Here is a 16,760-nt window from a genome sequence, read left to right as displayed (position 1 = left end):
ACAGCGCCGCCGACTATAGTCCATCGTTGAACTAGGTGATGGTGCCGGCCGCGGGAGCGCGGTGGCGACCCGCCGCCCCGCATCCGACCCTGGAGGCATGCCAGTGCACAGCCACGAGACCGTCAGCCCGCCGACCGGCGTCGTCCCCGCCCGGTTCCGCCCGCCGACCGGCGCGTCGACCGCCCGCACGGTCAGCCTCGACGGCCCCTGGCGGTTCCGCCTGTCGCCGACAGCGGACACCGGCGTGGACCCGAAGGACGCGGGCGACGGCTGGGACGAGATCGCGGTGCCCGGGCACTGGCAGCTGGCCGGCGCGCCCGACGCCTGGCCCTACGGCACCCCCGCGTACAGCAACAAGCTGTTCCCGTTCCCGATCGAGCCGCCGTTCGTCCCCGACGACAACCCGACGGGTGAGTACCGCCGCACGATCGCGCTGCCCGCGGACTGGCCGGCCGACGGCCGCACGTACCTGCGGTTCGAGGGCGTCGACTCCTGGTTCCAGGTCGCGGTCAACGGCGCCGTCGTCGCCACCTCGCACGGCTCCCGGCTGCCGACCGAGATCGACCTGACCGACGTGCTGCTGCCGGGCGAGAACCTGCTCGCCGTCCGCGTCACGCAGTGGTCGGCGATGTCGTACGTCGAGGACCAGGACCAGTGGTGGCTGTCGGGCATCTTCCGCAGCGTCGCGCTGGAGCACCGCCCCGCCGCCGGCATCGCGCACACGTCCGTCGTCGCGGAGTACGACGCCGCGACCGGCACCGGCACGCTGACCGTCGACGTGCCCGACGCCGCCCCCGGGACCCGCGTGACCGTGCCCGAGCTCGGCCTGGACCTCGCGCCCGGCGAGACCGCGTCGGCCCCCGTCGAGCCGTGGAGCGCCGAACGCCCGCGCCTGTACGAGGTCGTCGTCACCGCCCCCGGCGAGCGCGTCGCGCTGCGCGCCGGCTTCCGCAGCATCGCCATCCGCGACGGCGTGTTCCTGGTCAACGACGCGCCCGTGAAGCTGCGCGGCGTGAACCGGCACGAGTTCGATCCCTTGCGCGGCCGCACCGTCTCCCCGGAGCTGATGCTCGCCGACGTGCTGCTGATGAAGCGCCACCACGTCAACGCCGTCCGGACCAGCCACTACCCGCCGCACCCGCACTTCCTGGACCTGTGCGACGAGCACGGCCTGTACGTCGTCGACGAGAACGACCTCGAGACGCACGGGTTCGAGGACGAGCGCGGCTGGGAGGGCAACCCGGTGAACGACCCCGCGTGGGAGGGCGTGCTCGTCGACCGCGTGACCCGGATGGTCCGCCGCGACGCGCACCACCCGAGCATCGTCCTGTGGTCGCTCGGCAACGAGGCCGGCGCCGGCGTGAACATCACGGCGATGGCCGGCGCGATCCGCGCGCTCGACCCGACCCGGCCGATCCACTACGAGGGCGACTGGTCGTCGGACGACGTCGACGTCTACTCGCGGATGTACGCGACCAGCGAGCACACGGCGCTGATCGGTCAGGGCACGGAGCCGCCGCTGGCCCGCGCCGAGGCCGACGCCAAGCGCCGGCTGATGCCGTTCCTGCAGTGCGAGTACGCGCACGCCATGGGCAACGGCCCCGGCGGGCTGACCGACTACGACGACCTGTTCGACCGGTACCCGCGGCTGATGGGCGGGTTCATCTGGGAGTGGATCGACCACGGCCTGACCCGCCGGGACGCCGACGGCACCGCCTTCGCCGCGTACGGCGGCGACTTCGGCGAGCTGTTCCACGACGGCACCTTCGTCGCCGACGGCCTGGTGCTGCCGGACCGCACGCCGTCCCCGTCGCTGCGCGAGGCCGCCGCGGTGTTCGCGCCCGTGCGGCTGGACGTGACCGAGGACGGCGCGGCGCTGCTGGTGCGGAACCGGTACGCCTTCCGGGACACGTCGCACCTGACGTTCGAGTGGACGCTCACCCACGGGGCTGCGTCGCTCGCCTCGGGCGTGCTCGACCTGGGCGCTCTCGCGCCGGGGGCGTCGGTCGTGGTGACCCCGCCCGCGGACCTGCCGCTGCCCGCCGCCGACCACACGCCGACGTTCTGGACGCTGCGCGCCGTGCAGCACGAGGCTGATGCCCTGGACGCGCCGTGGTTCGACGGGCCGCTGCTGGTCGCAACCGGGCAGCTCGCGGTGGTGCCGGCGGTGCCGCTGGCTGCACCGGCCACCGGGGGAGCGGTGCGCGAGGACGACGGGTCGTTCACCGTCGGGCACGCGCGGTTCGACCGGACGGGGTCGCTCGTCGAGCTGCACGGCCGCCGGGTCGCCGGGCTGCGCGTGGACGCCTGGCGCGCACCGACCGACAACGACCGCCGCTCCGGCATGTGGATCGACCCGCCGGACGAGCAGGTCTGGAAGGAGAGCGGCCTGCACCTGCTGGCCGAGCGCACGATCTCCGCCGCGCTCTCCGACGAGGGCGCGCTGGTGGTGACCGCCCGCACCGGTGGCCCGCGCACCCGCAACGGCTTCCGGACCACGTACACCTGGGCGTGCGACGCCGACGGCACGGTCGACCTGCGGGTGCGGATCGTGCCCGAGGGCCGCTGGGACCAGAGCATCGCCCGGCTGGGGCTGCTGCTCACGCTCGAGGAGCCCGCCGCGTCCGACGTCGCGGTCCGCTGGTTCGGGCTCGGCCCGGACGAGTCCTACGCCGACTCGAAGAAGGCTGCGGTCGGCGGCGCGTACGAGCACACGGTCGCCGAGCTGCAGACCCGGTACACGCACCCGCAGGAGAACGGCGCCCGCCGCGGCGTCACGCACGCGGCGCTGACCTTCGCCGACGGCTCGGCGCTCACGCTGGACGCGGGGCCGACCGTCTACGGAGGCGTTCCGCGCGCGGGCGTCGAGCTGTCGTTGCGTCCGTGGTCCGACTCGGCGCTGGACGTCGCCGCGCACCCGCACGAGCTGACGCCCGACGGGCTGCTGCACGTGCACCTCGACGCGGCCCAGCACGGCCTCGGCTCCGCGGCGTGCGGCCCGGGCGTGCTCCCGAACGCCCAGCTGCACCCGGCCCCGGCCGAGCTCGCGCTGCGCCTGACCTCCCGCGGGATCTGACCCGGCCCACTCCGCCGTCGAGCGGGCAGCAGCTGTCCCTTCCGGGTGCCCGGAGGCGACAGCTGCTGCCCGCTCGGCGGTCTAGGGGCGGGCCCGGTGCGGGCCGGGGTGCCCGACGCTGCCGAGGTCGACGCGGGCCCGCCCTCGGCTGGTCCGCCGCGCTAGTCTCGACGCACAGCCGCACCGTTGTCGTCGACGATCGGAGCAGCTGTGCCCGCGCACCCGAAGGCCCGCATCCCGGCAGCCGTGGCTGCGTCAGCAGCGGCGCGGCCCGGCATCGCCCTCGCCGCCGTCGGCCTCGCGATCGCGGTTTCCACCGCGGTGCCCGAGCTGCTGCTGGTGGCGCACCTGTCGCGCGGCGGCGGCATGGACCCGTTCGTGGTGACCTGCGTCAACCGCCTGCTCACCGTCGTGACGGTCGTCGGCGCGGCGGTCTGCGCAGGCGGCGTCGTCCTGGAGGTGACCCGCCGCCTGCCCCGCGCCGACCCGCCGTCGAGATGACAGGACGCGCCTGTCGCGGTGCCCCGCCGCGCAGGCGCGTTCTGCCATCTCGCCGAGCGCGACCGCGCGTGCGCAGACGCCGAGCGGGCAGTAGATGTCGCCTCAGCGCGCCCGGAGGGGACGTCTACTGCCCGCTCGGCGAGCGGCGCGTGCAGGACCGGCCCGGGGTCAGCGCTCGACCAGGTGGAACGGGGTCGGGATGTGGCCGCCCTCGCCCTTCCTCGCGCCGACCAGCAGGTCCAGGATCAGGCCCGTCGAGTGCGTCAGGCCCGGGTCGATCGTGGTGAGCGGCGGCACCAGGTACCCGCCCTCCTCGATGTTGTCGTACCCGACCACTGCCACGGACTCCGGCACGGCGATCCGGTGCGCCGCGAGGGTGGACAGCGCGCCGAACGCGAGCGAGTCGTTGAAGCAGAACACCCCGTCGAACTCCACGCCGTCGGCGAGCAGCCGCTCGACCGCGTCGGAGCCCTCGGCCCGGTTGTAGGACCGCGTCTCGATCAGCAGCGCCGGGTCCAGCTCGACGCCCTCGGCGGCCAGCGCCCGCCGGTAGCCCTCGAACCGCACCTGCCCGGTCGAGTCCGCGTCGCCCTGCTGCAGCCCGATGGCCGCGATCCGGCGCCGGCCGTCGGCCAGCAGGTGCCGGGTGGCGACCTCGGCGGCGGCGGCGTTGTCGGGCCCGACGTGCGCGATCGTGTCGGAGGCGAGCGCCTCCCCGTGCTCGCCGATGAGCACGAGCGGGACGGTGCTGCGCCGGCGCTCGGTGTCCTCGCGGGTCAGCGTCAGCGGGCTGAACACCATGCCGTCGACGGCGGGCAGGTCCTCGCACTCGAGCATGGAGAGCTCGACCTGCCGGTTGCCCTTCGACTGCGTGACCAGCACCGTCGACCCGCGGGCCTCGGCGGCGGACACGAACTCCGAGGCGAACTCCGCGAAGTACGGCTCGCGCAGGCTCGGCACGCACAGCCCGATCAGGCCGCTGGACCCGCTGCGCAGCTGCCGCGCCGCGAGGTTGGGCCGGTACCCGAGCTCGTCGATGGTGGCGAGGATCTTCTCGCGCACCGGGGCGCTCACCCACCCGGTGCCGTTCACGACGTTCGAGACGGTCTTGGTGCTGACCCCCACCCGTTCCGCCACGTCGGCGAGCCGCACCCGCGCCATCGCTCTATCCCCTCGTCGTCGACCGCGACCCCGTCCCGAGCGGTGCGTCCCGGCTGGCGGGACCACCCGCCGCCGGGGTCGTCGCGCCGATCGTACCTGTGCTAGCGTCCACCGCGTTCAACGTCGAACTACGACGTTGAACCACACCCTCCCGGCTGCGGCCGGAAGGCCTTAGTTCAACGATGACCTAGGAGAACCGCGATGCGGCAGTTCGGCGGCCGATGGGCCCCTTACCTGTACGTGGCCCCCATCGTCGTGCTGGCCGGAGCGCTCCTGTACTACACGGTGGGCTTCGCCGTCTGGGCCAGCCTGACCGACTGGAACGGCCTGACCCGCATGGACTTCATCGGGGTCGACAACTACACGCGCCTGTTCGAGGACCGCACGTTCTACATCGCCCTGCGCAACACGCTGGTGTTCATGGTGGCGACCGTCGCCCTGCAGACCGTCCTCGGCCTGCTGATCGCGGTCATCGCCCAGGAGCGGATGCCCGGGGCCAACTTCTTCAAGGCGATCTTCTTCCTGCCGATCGCCATGGCGCCGGCGATCATCGCCACCGTCTTCAAGTACATGTTCGAGGCCAACTACGGCTCGCTGAACCAGACGCTGCGCGCGCTCGGCCTGCTGGGCGAGGACGACACGATCCTGTGGCTCGGCGCCGACCTCGGCGTCTGGTCGATCGTCGTCATCAACGTGTTCGCCTGGATGGGCTTCTCGATGATGGTCTACTTCAGCGGCCTGATGTCGATCCCCGACGAGCTCTACGAGGCCTCGTCGCTGGACGGGGCCGGCTGGTGGCGGCGGCTGTTCGCGATCACCGTCCCCTCGCTGCGCGGCACGACCGGCGTGCTGATCCTGCTGGGCATCGTCGGCTCGCTGAAGACGTTCGACACCGTCTGGCTCACCACCCAGGGAGGCCCCGGCGTCTCGACGCACTTCCTCAGCACGTTCCTCTACCAGGAGCGGCTCAACCGGGACGCGGGCTACTCGTCGGCCATCGGGATCTTCATCCTCGTCGCCGCGTTCGTGCTGTCCCTGATCCAGACCCGCGTCAGCAGCAGGGAGAAGTAGCCGTGCGCCACCAGAAGACCCTGATGTGGACGGTCATGTACGCCGTCCTGTGCGTCCTCGCCGCGATGTGGATCTACCCGATCGTCATCGCCTTCGTGGAGTCGTTCACGGTCGGCGGGGCCGGCAACTACGAGGCCGTGCTGAACCACCCGCGGTTCGACTACTGGTCCGCGATCGGCAACAGCTTCCTGCTGGCCGGCGGCTCCACGGTCGCGATCGTCATCCTGTCCTCGCTGGCCGGGTTCGCGTTCGCGCGGATGCGGTTCCGGGGCCGGAACTTCCTGTACCGCGCGCTGCTCGCCTGCATGGCGATCCCCGTGGCGTCCGTGGTCACCCCGCTGTTCGCCACCATGAACGACCTGGGCCTGCGCGACTCCTACGTCGGCGTGCTCATCCCGCTGGTCGCGTTCAACGTGCTCGTGATGCTGCTGCTGATGAAGAACCACTTCGACGGCATCCCCGCCGAGCTGGTCGAGGCGGCGACCATCGACGGCGCGCGGCCGTTCGGCGTGTTCACCAAGATCTTCCTGCCGCTGTCCGGGCCGGTGCTCGCGAACGTCAGCGTCCTGTCGTTCGTGTACTGCTGGAACGAGTACCTGCTCCCGAACCTGCTGCTGTCGTCGGAGTCGAAGTTCCCGGTGACCGCGGCCGTCGCGCTCCTGCAGTACGAGCGGATGTCGCAGGAGCAGATCGGCCAGCTGTACGCGGGCCTGATCCTCATGACGATCCCGTCGGTGATCGTCTACCTCTTCTCCCAGCGCTACCTGCAGTCCGGCCTCACCGCCGGCGCCGTCAAGAGCTGACCTCCCGTCCTTCGCAGTTCAACGTCGAACCCCTCAGGAGAAACCCGATGCGCACCACCCCCGCCCGGCGCCGCTTCCTCGCGGCCGGCGCCGCCACCGCCTCGATCGCCCTGCTCGTCGCCGGCTGCGGCTCCGCCGGCGACGACGGCGTCGCCGAGGACGGCAGCGTCACGCTGGTCTACCGGTCGTGGATCCCCACGGTCGACCAGGCCGCGGACATCATCGACGCCTTCGAGGCCGAGAACCCCGACATCACCATCCAGTACGAGGGTGCCGAGGGCGCCGGCGACTACCTGGGCGAGCTCGACAACCTGATCCTGGCCGGCGAGGTGCCCGACATCTACGGCATCCAGGTCGGCTCCGCGTTCGACGACTACGCCGAGTACGCCCTCGACACCGAGGAGTACGCGGCCGACTGGATCGACGGCATCAAGCCCGAGCTGCTCGAGTCCGTCACCACCTCCGACGGCGTCGTCGCGGCCGTGCCGATCCTCACCGCGGGCTCGGAGTTCTACCTGTACAACGAGACCCTGTTCGCCGAGCTCGGCCTGGAGCTGCCGACCGACTACGAGTCGCTGCTGGCCGTGTCGGAGGCCGCCCGCGCCGCCGGGTACACCCCGTTCGCGATGGGCGCCGCGGACTCCTGGCACGCCGTCGACTTCTTCGTCTGGCTCAGCACGCAGTTCGGCGACGGCGAGGCCATCTACGACGCCGCCGCCGGCGACGCGCCGTGGGAGTCCGACGACCTGGTGGCCGCGGCCGAGCGCTGGGCCGAGCTGTTCGACAACGGCGTGTTCCAGGAGGGCGCGACGTCGACGACCATCTACCCGTCGGCGCGCGACGACTACCTGCTGGCACGCAAGGCCCTGGCCATGCCGACCGGCTCGTGGCACGTCTCCGCGACGCTGTCCGGCAACGCCGAGACCCCGGGCTCCGCGGTCGCGGACGACGTGCTCGGCATGGCGCCGATGCCGCAGATCGGCGACAACGAGGCCAAGGCCGTCTCCGGCGTCGACTACTCCATCGCGCTGAGCGGCGAGCTCGAGGGCGCCAAGCTGGAGGCCGCGCAGAAGTTCGCCGAGTTCCTCGCCGTCGGCGAGGGCCAGCAGATCTGGGTCGACACCATGCAGGGCTTCCCGGCGGCCGACGGCGTCTCCGCCGAGCTGTCCCCGGACGAGAACCCGACCGCGCTGGAGTCCGTGCAGGTCGTCACCGACGCGCTGGCCGACGCCGACCACCCGCGCAAGCTCACCTCCGAGAACGACGGCCTGGAGAACGACCTGAGCGTCGTGCTGCAGAACATCGCCAACGGCGCCGACCCGGCCACCGAGCTGGCGACGCTGAACATGTGACACCCGCACGCTGACGACGGCCCGGGTCCCCGCACTGGGGCCCGGGCCGTCGTGTATCCCTAGGACAGCCCCCCCGGAAGGATCTGCGATGAAGCACACCTGGCGCTGGTTCGGCCCCGCCGACCCGATCGCCCTGGCCGAGGTCCGGCAGACCGGCGCGACCGGCATCGTGTCCGCGCTGCACCACATCCCGAACGGTGTCGCGTGGCCGGTCGCCGAGATCCGCGCGCGGCAGGCCGAGATCGAGGCCGCCGGGCTGACGTGGGACGTGGTCGAGAGCGTGCCCGTGCACGAGGACGTCAAGACCGGGGGACCGCTGGCTGCCCAGGCGGTCGAGGCCTACCAGGAGTCGCTGCGGAACCTCGCCGCCTGCGGGCTCGACGTCGTCTGCTACAACTTCATGCCCGTCCTCGACTGGACCCGCACCGACCTCGCGTACCCGATGCCGGACGGCGCGCTCGCGCTGCGGTTCGACGCGGTCGCGCTGGCCGCGTTCGACCTGTTCGACCTGCAGCGGCCCGCCGCCGCCGACGACTGGGCCGGCGACGTGGCGGCGCGCGCGGAGGCGCTGTGGTTCGAGCTCGACGCCGAGGGGCGCGGCCGGCTGCGGGCCACGATCCTCGCCGGCCTGCCCGGCGCCGAGGAGCACTACGACCTGTCGGGCTTCCGCGCGGCGCTGGCGGCGTACGACGGCATCTCCGCCGACACCCTGCGCGGCAACCTGGCGGCGTTCCTGCAGGCGGTCGTGCCCGTCGCCGAACAGGTCGGCGTGCGGATGGCGATCCACCCCGACGACCCGCCGCGGCCGATGTTCGGGCTGCCGCGGGTGGTGTCGACGGCCTCCGACGCCGCCGGCGTGCTCGACGCGGCGCCGTCGGAGTTCAACGGGCTGACGATGTGCGTCGGCTCGTACGGCTCGCGGGCGGACAACGACGTGGTGGAGATGACGCGGCGGTTCGCGGACCGGATCCACTTCGCGCACCTGCGGTCGGTGCTGCTCGACGCCGACGGCGCGTCGTTCACCGAGGCGCCGCACCTGGACGGGGACGCCGACATGGTCGCGGTGATCGCGGCGCTGGTCGAGGAGGAGGACCGGCGCGGGTGGGCGATCCCGATGCGGCCGGACCACGGGCACGTGCTGCTCGACGACCGGGCGCGGGTGACGAACCCGGGTTACTCGCTGTACGGGCGGCTGCGGGGGCTGGCGGAGCTGCGCGGGGTGGAGCGGGCGGTGCGGGCGCAGCGGACCGCCTGACGTGCGGTCCGGGTCCGTCGCCGCTGACCCGGACCGTGAGCCGACCGGCGGAGCGCCTAGCAGGGCTGACAGCCGCGCTGCAAGTGAGATAGCTCCGGGTTCGAACCTCCGCGCGCGGCCGAGGACCCGAGCATGATGGCGCTCGTGGGAGGACGCCGCTCCTCTCACGAGCAGGGGGGCTTGCTCGAGAGAGGAAGTGTCATGCGTAGATTCGTCAGCAGTGCGGTGCTCGCGTCCGTCATGGTCGTCGGTCTGGCAGCGGGTCCGGCCTCAGCCGCCGCGGCGGTGAAGTCCGGCTCGGTCTCGTGCGAGATCTTCCAGAAGGGCGGCGTGCAGGCCAGTGCCCAGCGGGACGTCGCGGGCCGCGCGCCAGGGGGACCCTCGTTCGCCTACGACTGGGGGACGTGGACGTCCAAGACCTACCGCGTGAACGGGACGGCGTCGGGCGGAGGCTCGTGGAGCGTCGAGTCGCACAGCATCCTCAACACGGGATCCTCGTTCGGCTACTGCCACGGTGGCTGAGCCGGTGCGCCGCCGGAGTCCGGTGGTCGGCGTCCTCGCCGCCTTGCCGATCGTGCTCGCAGGGTGCTCGTCGGGGTCACCGTCGACCGGGTCGACCCTGACGCCGTACTCACCGCCCGGGTGGATGGTCGCACAGGTGCAGGCGAACGACGAGCTGATCGCTCGGCAGACCTCGTGCCTGGGGAGCGTGGGCTACGTGTTCACGGTGCAAGGCGACGGGCAGTTCCGTCCGTCCGAGGGAACCGACGTCAGCGCCTTCTCGTCGGCGCTCCGGGAGTGCACGGCCGATGCGCTGGGCGACCTGGACGGATGGCGACCGGGCCCGGACGACCTGCACGTCCTCTACGACCGGCAGCTCGATGTCGTCGCCTGCTTGGAGCACGCCGGGCACGTGGTCGACGACGTGCCGTCGCAGGACGCGTACGTGGACACCGGCGGGACCTGGACGCCGTACGACGAGCTCGCGATCGACGGAGAGGCCGCTGCTGACCTCAAGCGCACGTGCCCTGACCCCGGTCCGGGCAGCCTGTGACCCAGGTGAGCAGGACGAGCACAGGAGCGCCGAGACGCCGCGGCGGTGTCACGGCGCTCCTGTGGTCGTCCGCCATCGGGCTCGCAGCGACCGCCGGTGTCCTCGCGGGGCGCGCGACGCTGGCCCCGGCATCCCCTCCGGTCCTCGAGGCCACTGCCGCGTCGTACACGGTCGCCGAGGGGTCGGTGGGTCGGTCGATCCGGTTCCCCGCCGCAGCGGTCTGGCCGGTCACCGACCTCCCGGCCGGTGCGGCCGAGGGCGTCCTCACGTCGATCGAGGTGTCGCAGGGCCAGCCGGTGGGTTCCGGGACGATCCTCTACACCGTCGACCTCCGACCCGTCACGATCGTCGCGGGGGACGTCCCGGCGTTCCGTGACCTGGCGCTGGGGCTCCGCGGTCCGGACGTCGCCCAGCTGCGAGCGCACCTGCACGCCGAGGGGCACCTCCGGACGGCCCGCCCGTCCACCGCGTTCGACCAGGCCACGCACGCGGCGGTCCGGCGGTGGCAGCGCGCGATCGGGGTCGATCCGGACGGCGTCGTCCGCCTCGGCGACGTCATCTTCGCGCCAGGGCTGCCGGTGCGCGTGTCGCTCACGGAGGTCCGGCTCGGGGACCGCACCGGCCCGGAGGCCCCGGTGATCGGCGCGAGGGAGCAGGTCCCGACGTTCACCGTGACGCTCGGAGCGGACCAGGCAGCCGCCGTGCCGACGGAAGGGCCGGTGACGATCACGGGTGCCGGACACGCGTGGGCCGGCGTGATCGCGTCCGCCGAGCAGGTGGCGTCGACGCTGGTGCTCACCATCACCGCTGCGGACGGGGGGCCGGTGTGCGGAACCGAGTGCGACGCCGTGATGCCACCGGCCGTGGGGGACTCCGTGGTGATGCAGGCCGACTTCACGATCGTCCCCGACACGGCGGGACCGGTGGTGCCGGTGGCCGCGATCGGGACCACCGCCACCGGTGACCACGTGGTCACCCGGACCGATGGCCGCGAGGTGCCTGTCGTCGTCATGGCGTCGTCGGACGGCATGGCGGTCGTCGACGGCGTCCGGGCGGGCGACGAGCTGTGGTTGATCGCCGACGGTTTTCCTGCCCCTGCCGGGGAGCCGACCGAGGGCGGCGCCTGATGCGCCTGTCGGCACGCGACCTCCGATTCGCGTACCGGTACGGCTCGGAGCGGATCGTCGACGACTGGACCGGCGTGTTCCCGGGAGGGACGGTGACGGCGTTGACCGGGCCCTCCGGGAGCGGGAAGTCGACCCTCCTGTACCTGCTGGCGCTCATGCTGCGACCCACGGCCGGAGCAGTCGAGTGGGACGGGGAGCGCGTGAGCGACCTCCCGGACAGGGACCGGGCTCTGCTCCGGGGGACCCGAGCCGGGTTCGTCTTCCAGGACGCCCTGCTCGACCCCGCGCAGACGGTCCTGTCCAACGTGCTGGAGGGCGGTCTCTTCTCGGGGGTCCGCCGGCCGGTGCTCGTCGCGCGGGCCGTCGACCTCCTGCAGCGTTTCCAGGTCGACGACCGCCGGGACCACCGCCCCGGTGAGATCTCCGGCGGGCAGGCGCAGCGGGTCGCGCTCTGCCGGGCGCTGCTCAGGGACCCGGCGGTGGTCTTCGCGGACGAGCCGACCGGCAACCTCGACCGGGAGACGGCCGACGCCGTGCTCGACGCCCTCCGAGCACACGCGGCGCAGGGTGCCACCGTCGTGGTCGCGACGCACGACCCGGTCGTCGTCGATCGGTGCGACGCGGTCGTCGGCCTGACCGCCCGACCGGCCGCCCGCCGATGACCAGGGCTCGTGCACTCGTCGCGGAGGGGCTGCGCTCGGCGGTGCGTCACCCGCTGGCCACCGGGGCTCTCCTCCTGATCGCGGCGGTCACGACCGCCGCGGTCCTCCTGACCACCGGCAACGCCTACGCCACGGAGGCGGCTGTGGTCGGTTCCCTCGACGACGCAGGCTCCCGAGTCGTCGTCGGCTACGACCACGACGGCGCCGCCGGGATCAGCGAGGAGACCGTCGACGTGCTCTCCCGGACCGACGCCGCCGAGTGGATCATCGGCCTGGGGACGGCGGTCGACCACCGCCTGGGCGCCGACGTCGCCCGCGGGACGGTCGCGGTGCGGTCGGTGCACGGGGACGTCTCCGACGCGGTCGCGCTGATCTCGGGGCGGTGGCCACGCGCGGGCGAGGTCATCCTCGGCGAGCGCGCCGCGGTCGCGTCCGGCCTGGTGGACGGAGTCGGTGGGCTGCGCGACGGCATGACCGACCTCCCCGTCGTCGGGGTCTTCGGCGCCGACGGGCCGCTCGACCGGCTGAACGACGTCGCCCTGGCCGTGCCGGTGGCGGCTGCGGGCGACGGGCGGTTGCGCTACGTCTACGGCCTGGCCCCGACGATCGGCCAGGTGGACGTCCTCGCGGACGCGCTGCGGACGGGCGCCGTCGCGACCGAGCCCGACCTGGTCCGGATCGAGAAGCCGAGCGCCGCTGTCGACCTGCAGCGCGTGATCAGCGGAGAGCTCGGTGCCTCGGCGCGCAGGTCGACGACGCTCATCCTGACCACGTCGGCGGTCCTGATCCTGACGGTCGGCACGATGGTCGTGGGCACCCGGCGACGGGACGTCGGCAGATGGCGGGCGCTCGGGGCGTCGCGCTCCGCGGTCGTCGTCGGGTTCATGGTCCAGGTGCTGGTACCCGTCGTGCTGGGGGCGGCGGCGGGGGCCCTCACCGCACAGCTGTGGAACGAGCACGCGCACCAGTTCCGGAACTCCTGGGCCTTCGCGGGTGCGCTGGTCGTCGACGCGACGCTCGTGGCCGTGGCTGCGGTGGTCGTCCCCGTGGTCGCAGCGGCGTACCGGGACCCGGTCCGCGTCCTCCGCGTCCCGTGACGGCACGGCGCCGTCCGCGGCACGGTGGGCGGACACCGCCGGGCGTCGCGCTCCTACACTCCCGACCATGCCCGTGCGCACCACCCCGCTCCGGATCCGCATGGCCGGCCGCGACCCCGGCGAGGAGCGCCGCACCGCCACCCCCCTCGAGCTGCTGTTCGACCTGACCTTCGTCATCGCGTTCGGCCGCACCGCGGAGCAGCTGGCCGAGCTGCTCGCCGACGGCCACACCGGCGCGGCGATCGCCGGCTTCTGCTTCGCGACGTTCGCGGTGTCCTGGGCCTGGATCAACTTCACCTGGTTCGCGTCGGCGTACGACACCGACGACTGGCTGTTCCGGCTCACGACGATGGTGCAGATGGTCGGCGTCCTGGTGCTGGCGCTCGGCATCCCGCCGATGTTCGAGTCGCTGGCCGCCGGCGAGCACATCGACAACCGCGTGATCGTGCTCGGGTACGTCGTGATGCGGGTGCCGATGGTCCTGCAGTGGAGCCGGGCAGCGATCGCCGACCCTGCCCGGCGGCAGAGCGTCGCGGTCTTCATCGCCACCCTGCTGGCGTCGCAGGTCGGCTGGGTCGCGCTGGCGCTGGCGGACCTGCCGACGGTCACGACCTTCCTGCTGGTCGTGCCGCTGGTCGCCCTGGAGCTGATCGGGCCCGCGGCAGCCGCCCGCGTGCACGGCGGCACCCCGTGGCACCCGCACCACATCGCGGAGCGCTACGGCCTGCTGGTGATCATCGCGCTCGGCGAGGGCATCACCGGGACGACGTTCGCTCTCTCCGCGGTCATCGAGGAGACCGGCTGGTCGGTGGAGACCGGTGTGCTCGGGCTGGCGGGCGTCGCGCTGATCTTCGGGCTCTGGTGGGCGTACGACGTCATGCCGAGCGGCGAGCTGCTGCACGCCCGGCGCAAGCGGTCGTTCGTGTGGGGGTACGGCCACATCGTGCTGTTCGGGGCGATCGTCGCGACGGGAGCCGGCCTGCACGCCGCGGCGTTCTTCCTGCAGGAGGAGAGCACGCTCTCGCTCGTCGGAAGCGCGCTGGTCGTCGCGATCCCCGTGGGTGTCTACGTCGTGACCGTGTCCGCGCTGTACACGTCGCTCAGCGGGACACCCGACCCGCGCCACCTCGCGCTGACCGCGGGGTCGGTGGCGGTCGTGGCCGCCTGCGTGCTGCTGGCCTGGGCGGGGGTGCCGCTGGTCTGGTGCCTGGTGGTGCTGGCGTGCACGCCGTGGGTCAGCGTCGTCGGGCACGCCGTCGTCGGGAACCGCGTCGACGCCCGGGCGCGCGACGCTGCGTGACCGGAGCGGCACCCGCGCCCGCCGCGCTCCTCAGCCCTCCGCGGCGCCCCGGCCCACCAGCGTGAACACGCTCGCCGGGCTCGACGGATCCGCCTCGAGCGCGAGCCCGCCCTCCTGGTCCGCCACCACTACGCCCGCGGCCGACGAGATGTTCACCTGGTCCGGCTGGTCCAGCGTCGCGACCTCGAGCTGCTGGTCCGGCGCGGCCGGGTCGCAGGGTGCGACGGTGATGACGTCGTCGCCGGGCAGGCTGAGGCAGGACGGCTGCCCGTCGGTGGTGGCCGTGGTCCGGACCTGGAAGGTCGCGCCGCTCGGCTCGAACACCCACGTGGTGGGGACGCCGCCAGCCTCGGCCGGGTCGGCGACGGTGGTGACGCCGCCCTCGACGGTCGTGGTGACCCACTCGCCGCCGTAGGTCTGGACGTCGACCTGCCGGGTGCCGGCGAGCGGGTTGTCGGTCGAGGTCCCCGCCGACGCCGTGTCGTCGGCACCGGCCTCGTCCGTGGTGGTCGTAGCCGGCTCCGGCGCCGGCGTGGTGACGGCCCCCTCGGCCTCCGCGTCGCCGCTGGTGCACGCCGACGTCCCGACGACCAGGGCGCCGGTCGCCAGCGCGAGCGCGAACGCGCCTTGGGTGCGGGTCCGGGGGCGGGTGAAGGTCGTGATCACCGTGGTCCTCCAGCGGGTCGGCCCGATCGCGGTCGATCGGTGGAAACCGCGAAGGGCGCTGTTGCGCGCCCCTCACCTCGAACGTAGCGAGAGCGGGGGAGCGCGCAACCGGGCTGCGTTGGGGGGTGACGCCGGCGGGTCGGGATCCCGCCCTGCCACTTCCGTTCCGAAGCCGGTAGGCTTGTGGCATGGACGTGTCCGTACGCGAAGCAGCCGACGTCATGGGCGTCAGCGACCGCCGCGTACGCCAGCTCATCGCCGCCGGGCGGGTCCGCGCCCGCCGCGTCGGGTCGCAGTGGCTCGTCGACGGCGCCTCGCTCCCGGCCTCCCCGCGACGCAGCCGCCCGCTGAGTCCGACCGAGGCCTGGCTCCTGCTCGTCGCGGAGGAGGCGTCGGGCGGGCGGCCCGGGCGGTGGCGGGAGCGACGCAGCCGACTCCTCAGCGACCCGTCCCCGGCGTCGCTCCTGGCGTCGTGGGCCGCGGCGCGGGGGGACCGGGTCCTCTTCACCACGCGGGAGCCGCGTGGCGTGCTGGAGGACCCTGCTGTCGTCCGGTCCGGGGTCTCCGACCCCCGCTCCGGGATCGGCGCAGGCGACCTCGCCGAGGGCTACGTCCGCCGTGACCACCTCGACGAGGTCCGGCGGCGGCATCTCCTGCGACCCGCGGCCGGTCGGCCCGACGTCATCCTGCACGTGGTCGCGGAGCTCCCGGCCGATCCGGTTCCTCCGTTGGTGCTCGCCGCCGACCTCGCCGAGCACGACGCCCCGCGGGAGCTCGCTCGCGCCGGCGAGCTGATCGCCCAGGTGGTGCGCGCCGCGTGATCTCGCTGCCCGCCATGACCGGCGCCCAGACCGCCGGGTGGCACGCGCTCCTGGAGCTCCACGACCGGCTGCCGGTCAACTGGACGCTGGTCGGCGGGCAGATGGTGCACCTGTACTGCGCCGAGCGGGGCGCTGCGCCGGCACGGCCCACCGACGACCTGGACGCGGTCCTGGACGTGCGAGCCGACGGCCGGATCCTGCACCGGTTCACCAGCGCGCTCGTCGAGCTCGGGTTCACCTCGGCCGGGACGAGCCCCGCCGGTCACCAGCACCGCTGGACGCGCGGGCCGGCGCAGATCGACGTGCTCATCCCGCGCCGCCTCGGGGAACGCGCGGCCACCCGCCGAGGGGTGCACGGCGGCACGACGCTCGAGACACCGGCCGCTCAGCAGGCACTCGACCGGAGTGCGGAGGTCGAGGTGGAGGTCGCAGGCATCAGCGGGCGGGTACGGCGACCGAGCCTGCTCGGCGCCCTCGTCGCCAAGGCGGCGGCGCACACGGTGGTGCTCGACCCGAACCGCGCGAGGCACCGCGCTGACTTCGCCGTTCTGACGACCGTGCTCGCGCCGTCGGACCGGATCGGGGACGCGGGGCCGCGGGACCGTCGCTACCTGCACGGGATGCTCGCCGCTCTGGCGGAAGACCGGCAGACGGTGCTCCGGGTGGACGGAGCAGCGGACGGGTTGGAGACGCTGCGCGAGGTCCTGGGCGAATAGCCGGCGAGAGGCGGGCCCACCCAGGTCCACCCCTCGTCGTCGCACCGTCCTCCGATCCGGCGTCAGCGACGGCCACGCCGTTGTGGATGTCCGGGCCG

16 protein-coding genes are annotated in these 16,760 nt (G+C 73.3%); 14 read left to right on the top strand and 2 right to left on the bottom strand.

What is annotated here, in order from left to right; translation table 11 throughout:
* Window positions 1-97: 97 nt before the first annotated feature.
* Window positions 98-3,076: a glycoside hydrolase family 2 TIM barrel-domain containing protein gene (locus AC1050_RS08345; protein ID WP_482386889.1), complete on the top strand. Its 2,979-nt coding sequence runs from the start codon at window positions 98-100 to the stop codon at window positions 3,074-3,076.
* Window positions 3,077-3,286: 210 nt separating this feature from the next.
* On the top strand, window positions 3,287-3,577 hold the full coding sequence (locus AC1050_RS08340; RefSeq protein ID WP_482386888.1) for a hypothetical protein: 291 nt from the start codon (window positions 3,287-3,289) through the stop codon (window positions 3,575-3,577).
* A 168-nt stretch (window positions 3,578-3,745) separates the two neighbouring features.
* Here AC1050_RS08340 and AC1050_RS08335 read toward each other — a convergent pair whose 3' ends face one another.
* The gene (locus AC1050_RS08335) at window positions 3,746-4,738 is read right to left on the bottom strand and encodes a LacI family DNA-binding transcriptional regulator (RefSeq protein WP_482386887.1); all 993 of its coding nucleotides are present in this window, start codon (window positions 4,736-4,738) and stop codon (window positions 3,746-3,748) included.
* Window positions 4,739-4,939: 201 nt separating this feature from the next.
* Between AC1050_RS08335 and AC1050_RS08330 the strand changes: the two genes are divergently transcribed.
* The 10 genes from AC1050_RS08330 to AC1050_RS08285 all read left to right on the top strand — a co-directional run bounded on the left by AC1050_RS08330 (window position 4,940) and on the right by AC1050_RS08285 (window position 14,459).
* Window positions 4,940-5,809 (top strand): carbohydrate ABC transporter permease, encoded by an 870-nt coding sequence (locus AC1050_RS08330; RefSeq protein WP_482386886.1) that lies wholly within the window; start codon window positions 4,940-4,942, stop codon window positions 5,807-5,809.
* Window positions 5,810-5,811: 2 nt separating this feature from the next.
* On the top strand, window positions 5,812-6,612 hold the full coding sequence (locus AC1050_RS08325; RefSeq protein WP_482386885.1) for a carbohydrate ABC transporter permease: 801 nt from the start codon (window positions 5,812-5,814) through the stop codon (window positions 6,610-6,612).
* 47 nt (window positions 6,613-6,659) lie between these two features.
* Entirely contained in the window at window positions 6,660-7,964 is a 1,305-nt protein-coding gene (locus AC1050_RS08320; protein WP_482386884.1) for an ABC transporter substrate-binding protein, read from the top strand.
* A gap of 88 nt (window positions 7,965-8,052) precedes the next feature.
* Entirely contained in the window at window positions 8,053-9,219 is a 1,167-nt protein-coding gene (gene uxuA, locus AC1050_RS08315; protein WP_482386883.1) for a mannonate dehydratase, read from the top strand.
* A gap of 201 nt (window positions 9,220-9,420) precedes the next feature.
* On the top strand, window positions 9,421-9,741 hold the full coding sequence (locus AC1050_RS08310; protein WP_482386882.1) for a hypothetical protein: 321 nt from the start codon (window positions 9,421-9,423) through the stop codon (window positions 9,739-9,741).
* 136 nt (window positions 9,742-9,877) lie between these two features.
* Window positions 9,878-10,273: a hypothetical protein gene (locus AC1050_RS08305; protein ID WP_482386881.1), complete on the top strand. Its 396-nt coding sequence runs from the start codon at window positions 9,878-9,880 to the stop codon at window positions 10,271-10,273.
* A gap of 185 nt (window positions 10,274-10,458) precedes the next feature.
* Window positions 10,459-11,400, top strand: a complete 942-nt coding sequence (locus AC1050_RS08300; RefSeq protein WP_482386880.1) for a peptidoglycan-binding protein — start codon at window positions 10,459-10,461, stop codon at window positions 11,398-11,400.
* The gene (locus AC1050_RS08295; RefSeq protein WP_482386879.1) at window positions 11,400-12,062 is read left to right on the top strand and encodes an ABC transporter ATP-binding protein; all 663 of its coding nucleotides are present in this window, start codon (window positions 11,400-11,402) and stop codon (window positions 12,060-12,062) included. The genes AC1050_RS08300 and AC1050_RS08295 overlap by 1 nt, the downstream gene beginning before the upstream one ends.
* Window positions 12,059-13,159 carry an FtsX-like permease family protein gene (locus AC1050_RS08290; protein WP_482386878.1) on the top strand — a complete coding sequence of 367 codons (1,101 nt, stop codon included), beginning with the start codon at window positions 12,059-12,061 and terminating at the stop codon, window positions 13,157-13,159. The genes AC1050_RS08295 and AC1050_RS08290 overlap by 4 nt, the downstream gene beginning before the upstream one ends.
* Before the next feature lie 67 nt (window positions 13,160-13,226).
* The gene (locus AC1050_RS08285) at window positions 13,227-14,459 is read left to right on the top strand and encodes a low temperature requirement protein A (protein ID WP_482386877.1); all 1,233 of its coding nucleotides are present in this window, start codon (window positions 13,227-13,229) and stop codon (window positions 14,457-14,459) included.
* 30 nt (window positions 14,460-14,489) lie between these two features.
* On the opposite strand, the gene AC1050_RS08280 is transcribed toward AC1050_RS08285, so the two are convergent.
* Entirely contained in the window at window positions 14,490-15,125 is a 636-nt protein-coding gene (locus tag AC1050_RS08280; protein ID WP_482386876.1) for a hypothetical protein, read from the bottom strand.
* Between the two features lie 188 nt (window positions 15,126-15,313).
* Here AC1050_RS08280 and AC1050_RS08275 point away from each other — a divergent pair, with 188 nt between their 5' ends.
* Together AC1050_RS08275 and AC1050_RS08270 are read left to right on the top strand one after the other, a co-directional pair.
* Window positions 15,314-15,946 (top strand): excisionase family DNA-binding protein, encoded by a 633-nt coding sequence (locus tag AC1050_RS08275; protein WP_482386875.1) that lies wholly within the window; start codon window positions 15,314-15,316, stop codon window positions 15,944-15,946.
* Window positions 15,943-16,662, top strand: coding sequence for a hypothetical protein (locus tag AC1050_RS08270; protein ID WP_482386874.1), 720 nt, complete (start codon window positions 15,943-15,945; stop codon window positions 16,660-16,662). Before AC1050_RS08275 ends, AC1050_RS08270 begins: the two co-directional genes overlap by 4 nt.
* Window positions 16,663-16,760 lie beyond the last annotated feature (98 nt).

The sequence above is a fragment of the Cellulomonas sp. NEAU-ZC6 genome, assembly GCF_056844425.1.
Note: the sequence above shows the minus strand (reverse complement) of the source record. Positions and strands in the feature narration are given on the sequence as shown.

Excerpts from the sequence above, each read along its gene's own strand:
- AC1050_RS08345 (WP_482386889.1), top strand. The coding sequence starts at position 98 with ATGCCAGTGCACAGCCACGAGACCGTCAGCCCGCCGACCGGCGTCGTC.
- AC1050_RS08285 (WP_482386877.1), top strand. The coding sequence starts at position 13,227 with ATGCCCGTGCGCACCACCCCGCTCCGGATCCGCATGGCCGGCCGCGAC.
- AC1050_RS08295 (WP_482386879.1), top strand. The coding sequence starts at position 11,400 with ATGCGCCTGTCGGCACGCGACCTCCGATTCGCGTACCGGTACGGCTCG.
- AC1050_RS08310 (WP_482386882.1), top strand. The coding sequence starts at position 9,421 with ATGCGTAGATTCGTCAGCAGTGCGGTGCTCGCGTCCGTCATGGTCGTC.
- uxuA (WP_482386883.1), top strand. The coding sequence starts at position 8,053 with ATGAAGCACACCTGGCGCTGGTTCGGCCCCGCCGACCCGATCGCCCTG.
- AC1050_RS08320 (WP_482386884.1), top strand. The coding sequence starts at position 6,660 with ATGCGCACCACCCCCGCCCGGCGCCGCTTCCTCGCGGCCGGCGCCGCC.
- AC1050_RS08275 (WP_482386875.1), top strand. The coding sequence starts at position 15,314 with ATGGACGTGTCCGTACGCGAAGCAGCCGACGTCATGGGCGTCAGCGAC.
- AC1050_RS08330 (WP_482386886.1), top strand. The coding sequence starts at position 4,940 with ATGCGGCAGTTCGGCGGCCGATGGGCCCCTTACCTGTACGTGGCCCCC.
- AC1050_RS08290 (WP_482386878.1), top strand. The coding sequence starts at position 12,059 with ATGACCAGGGCTCGTGCACTCGTCGCGGAGGGGCTGCGCTCGGCGGTG.
- AC1050_RS08335 (WP_482386887.1), bottom strand. The coding sequence starts at position 4,738 with ATGGCGCGGGTGCGGCTCGCCGACGTGGCGGAACGGGTGGGGGTCAGC.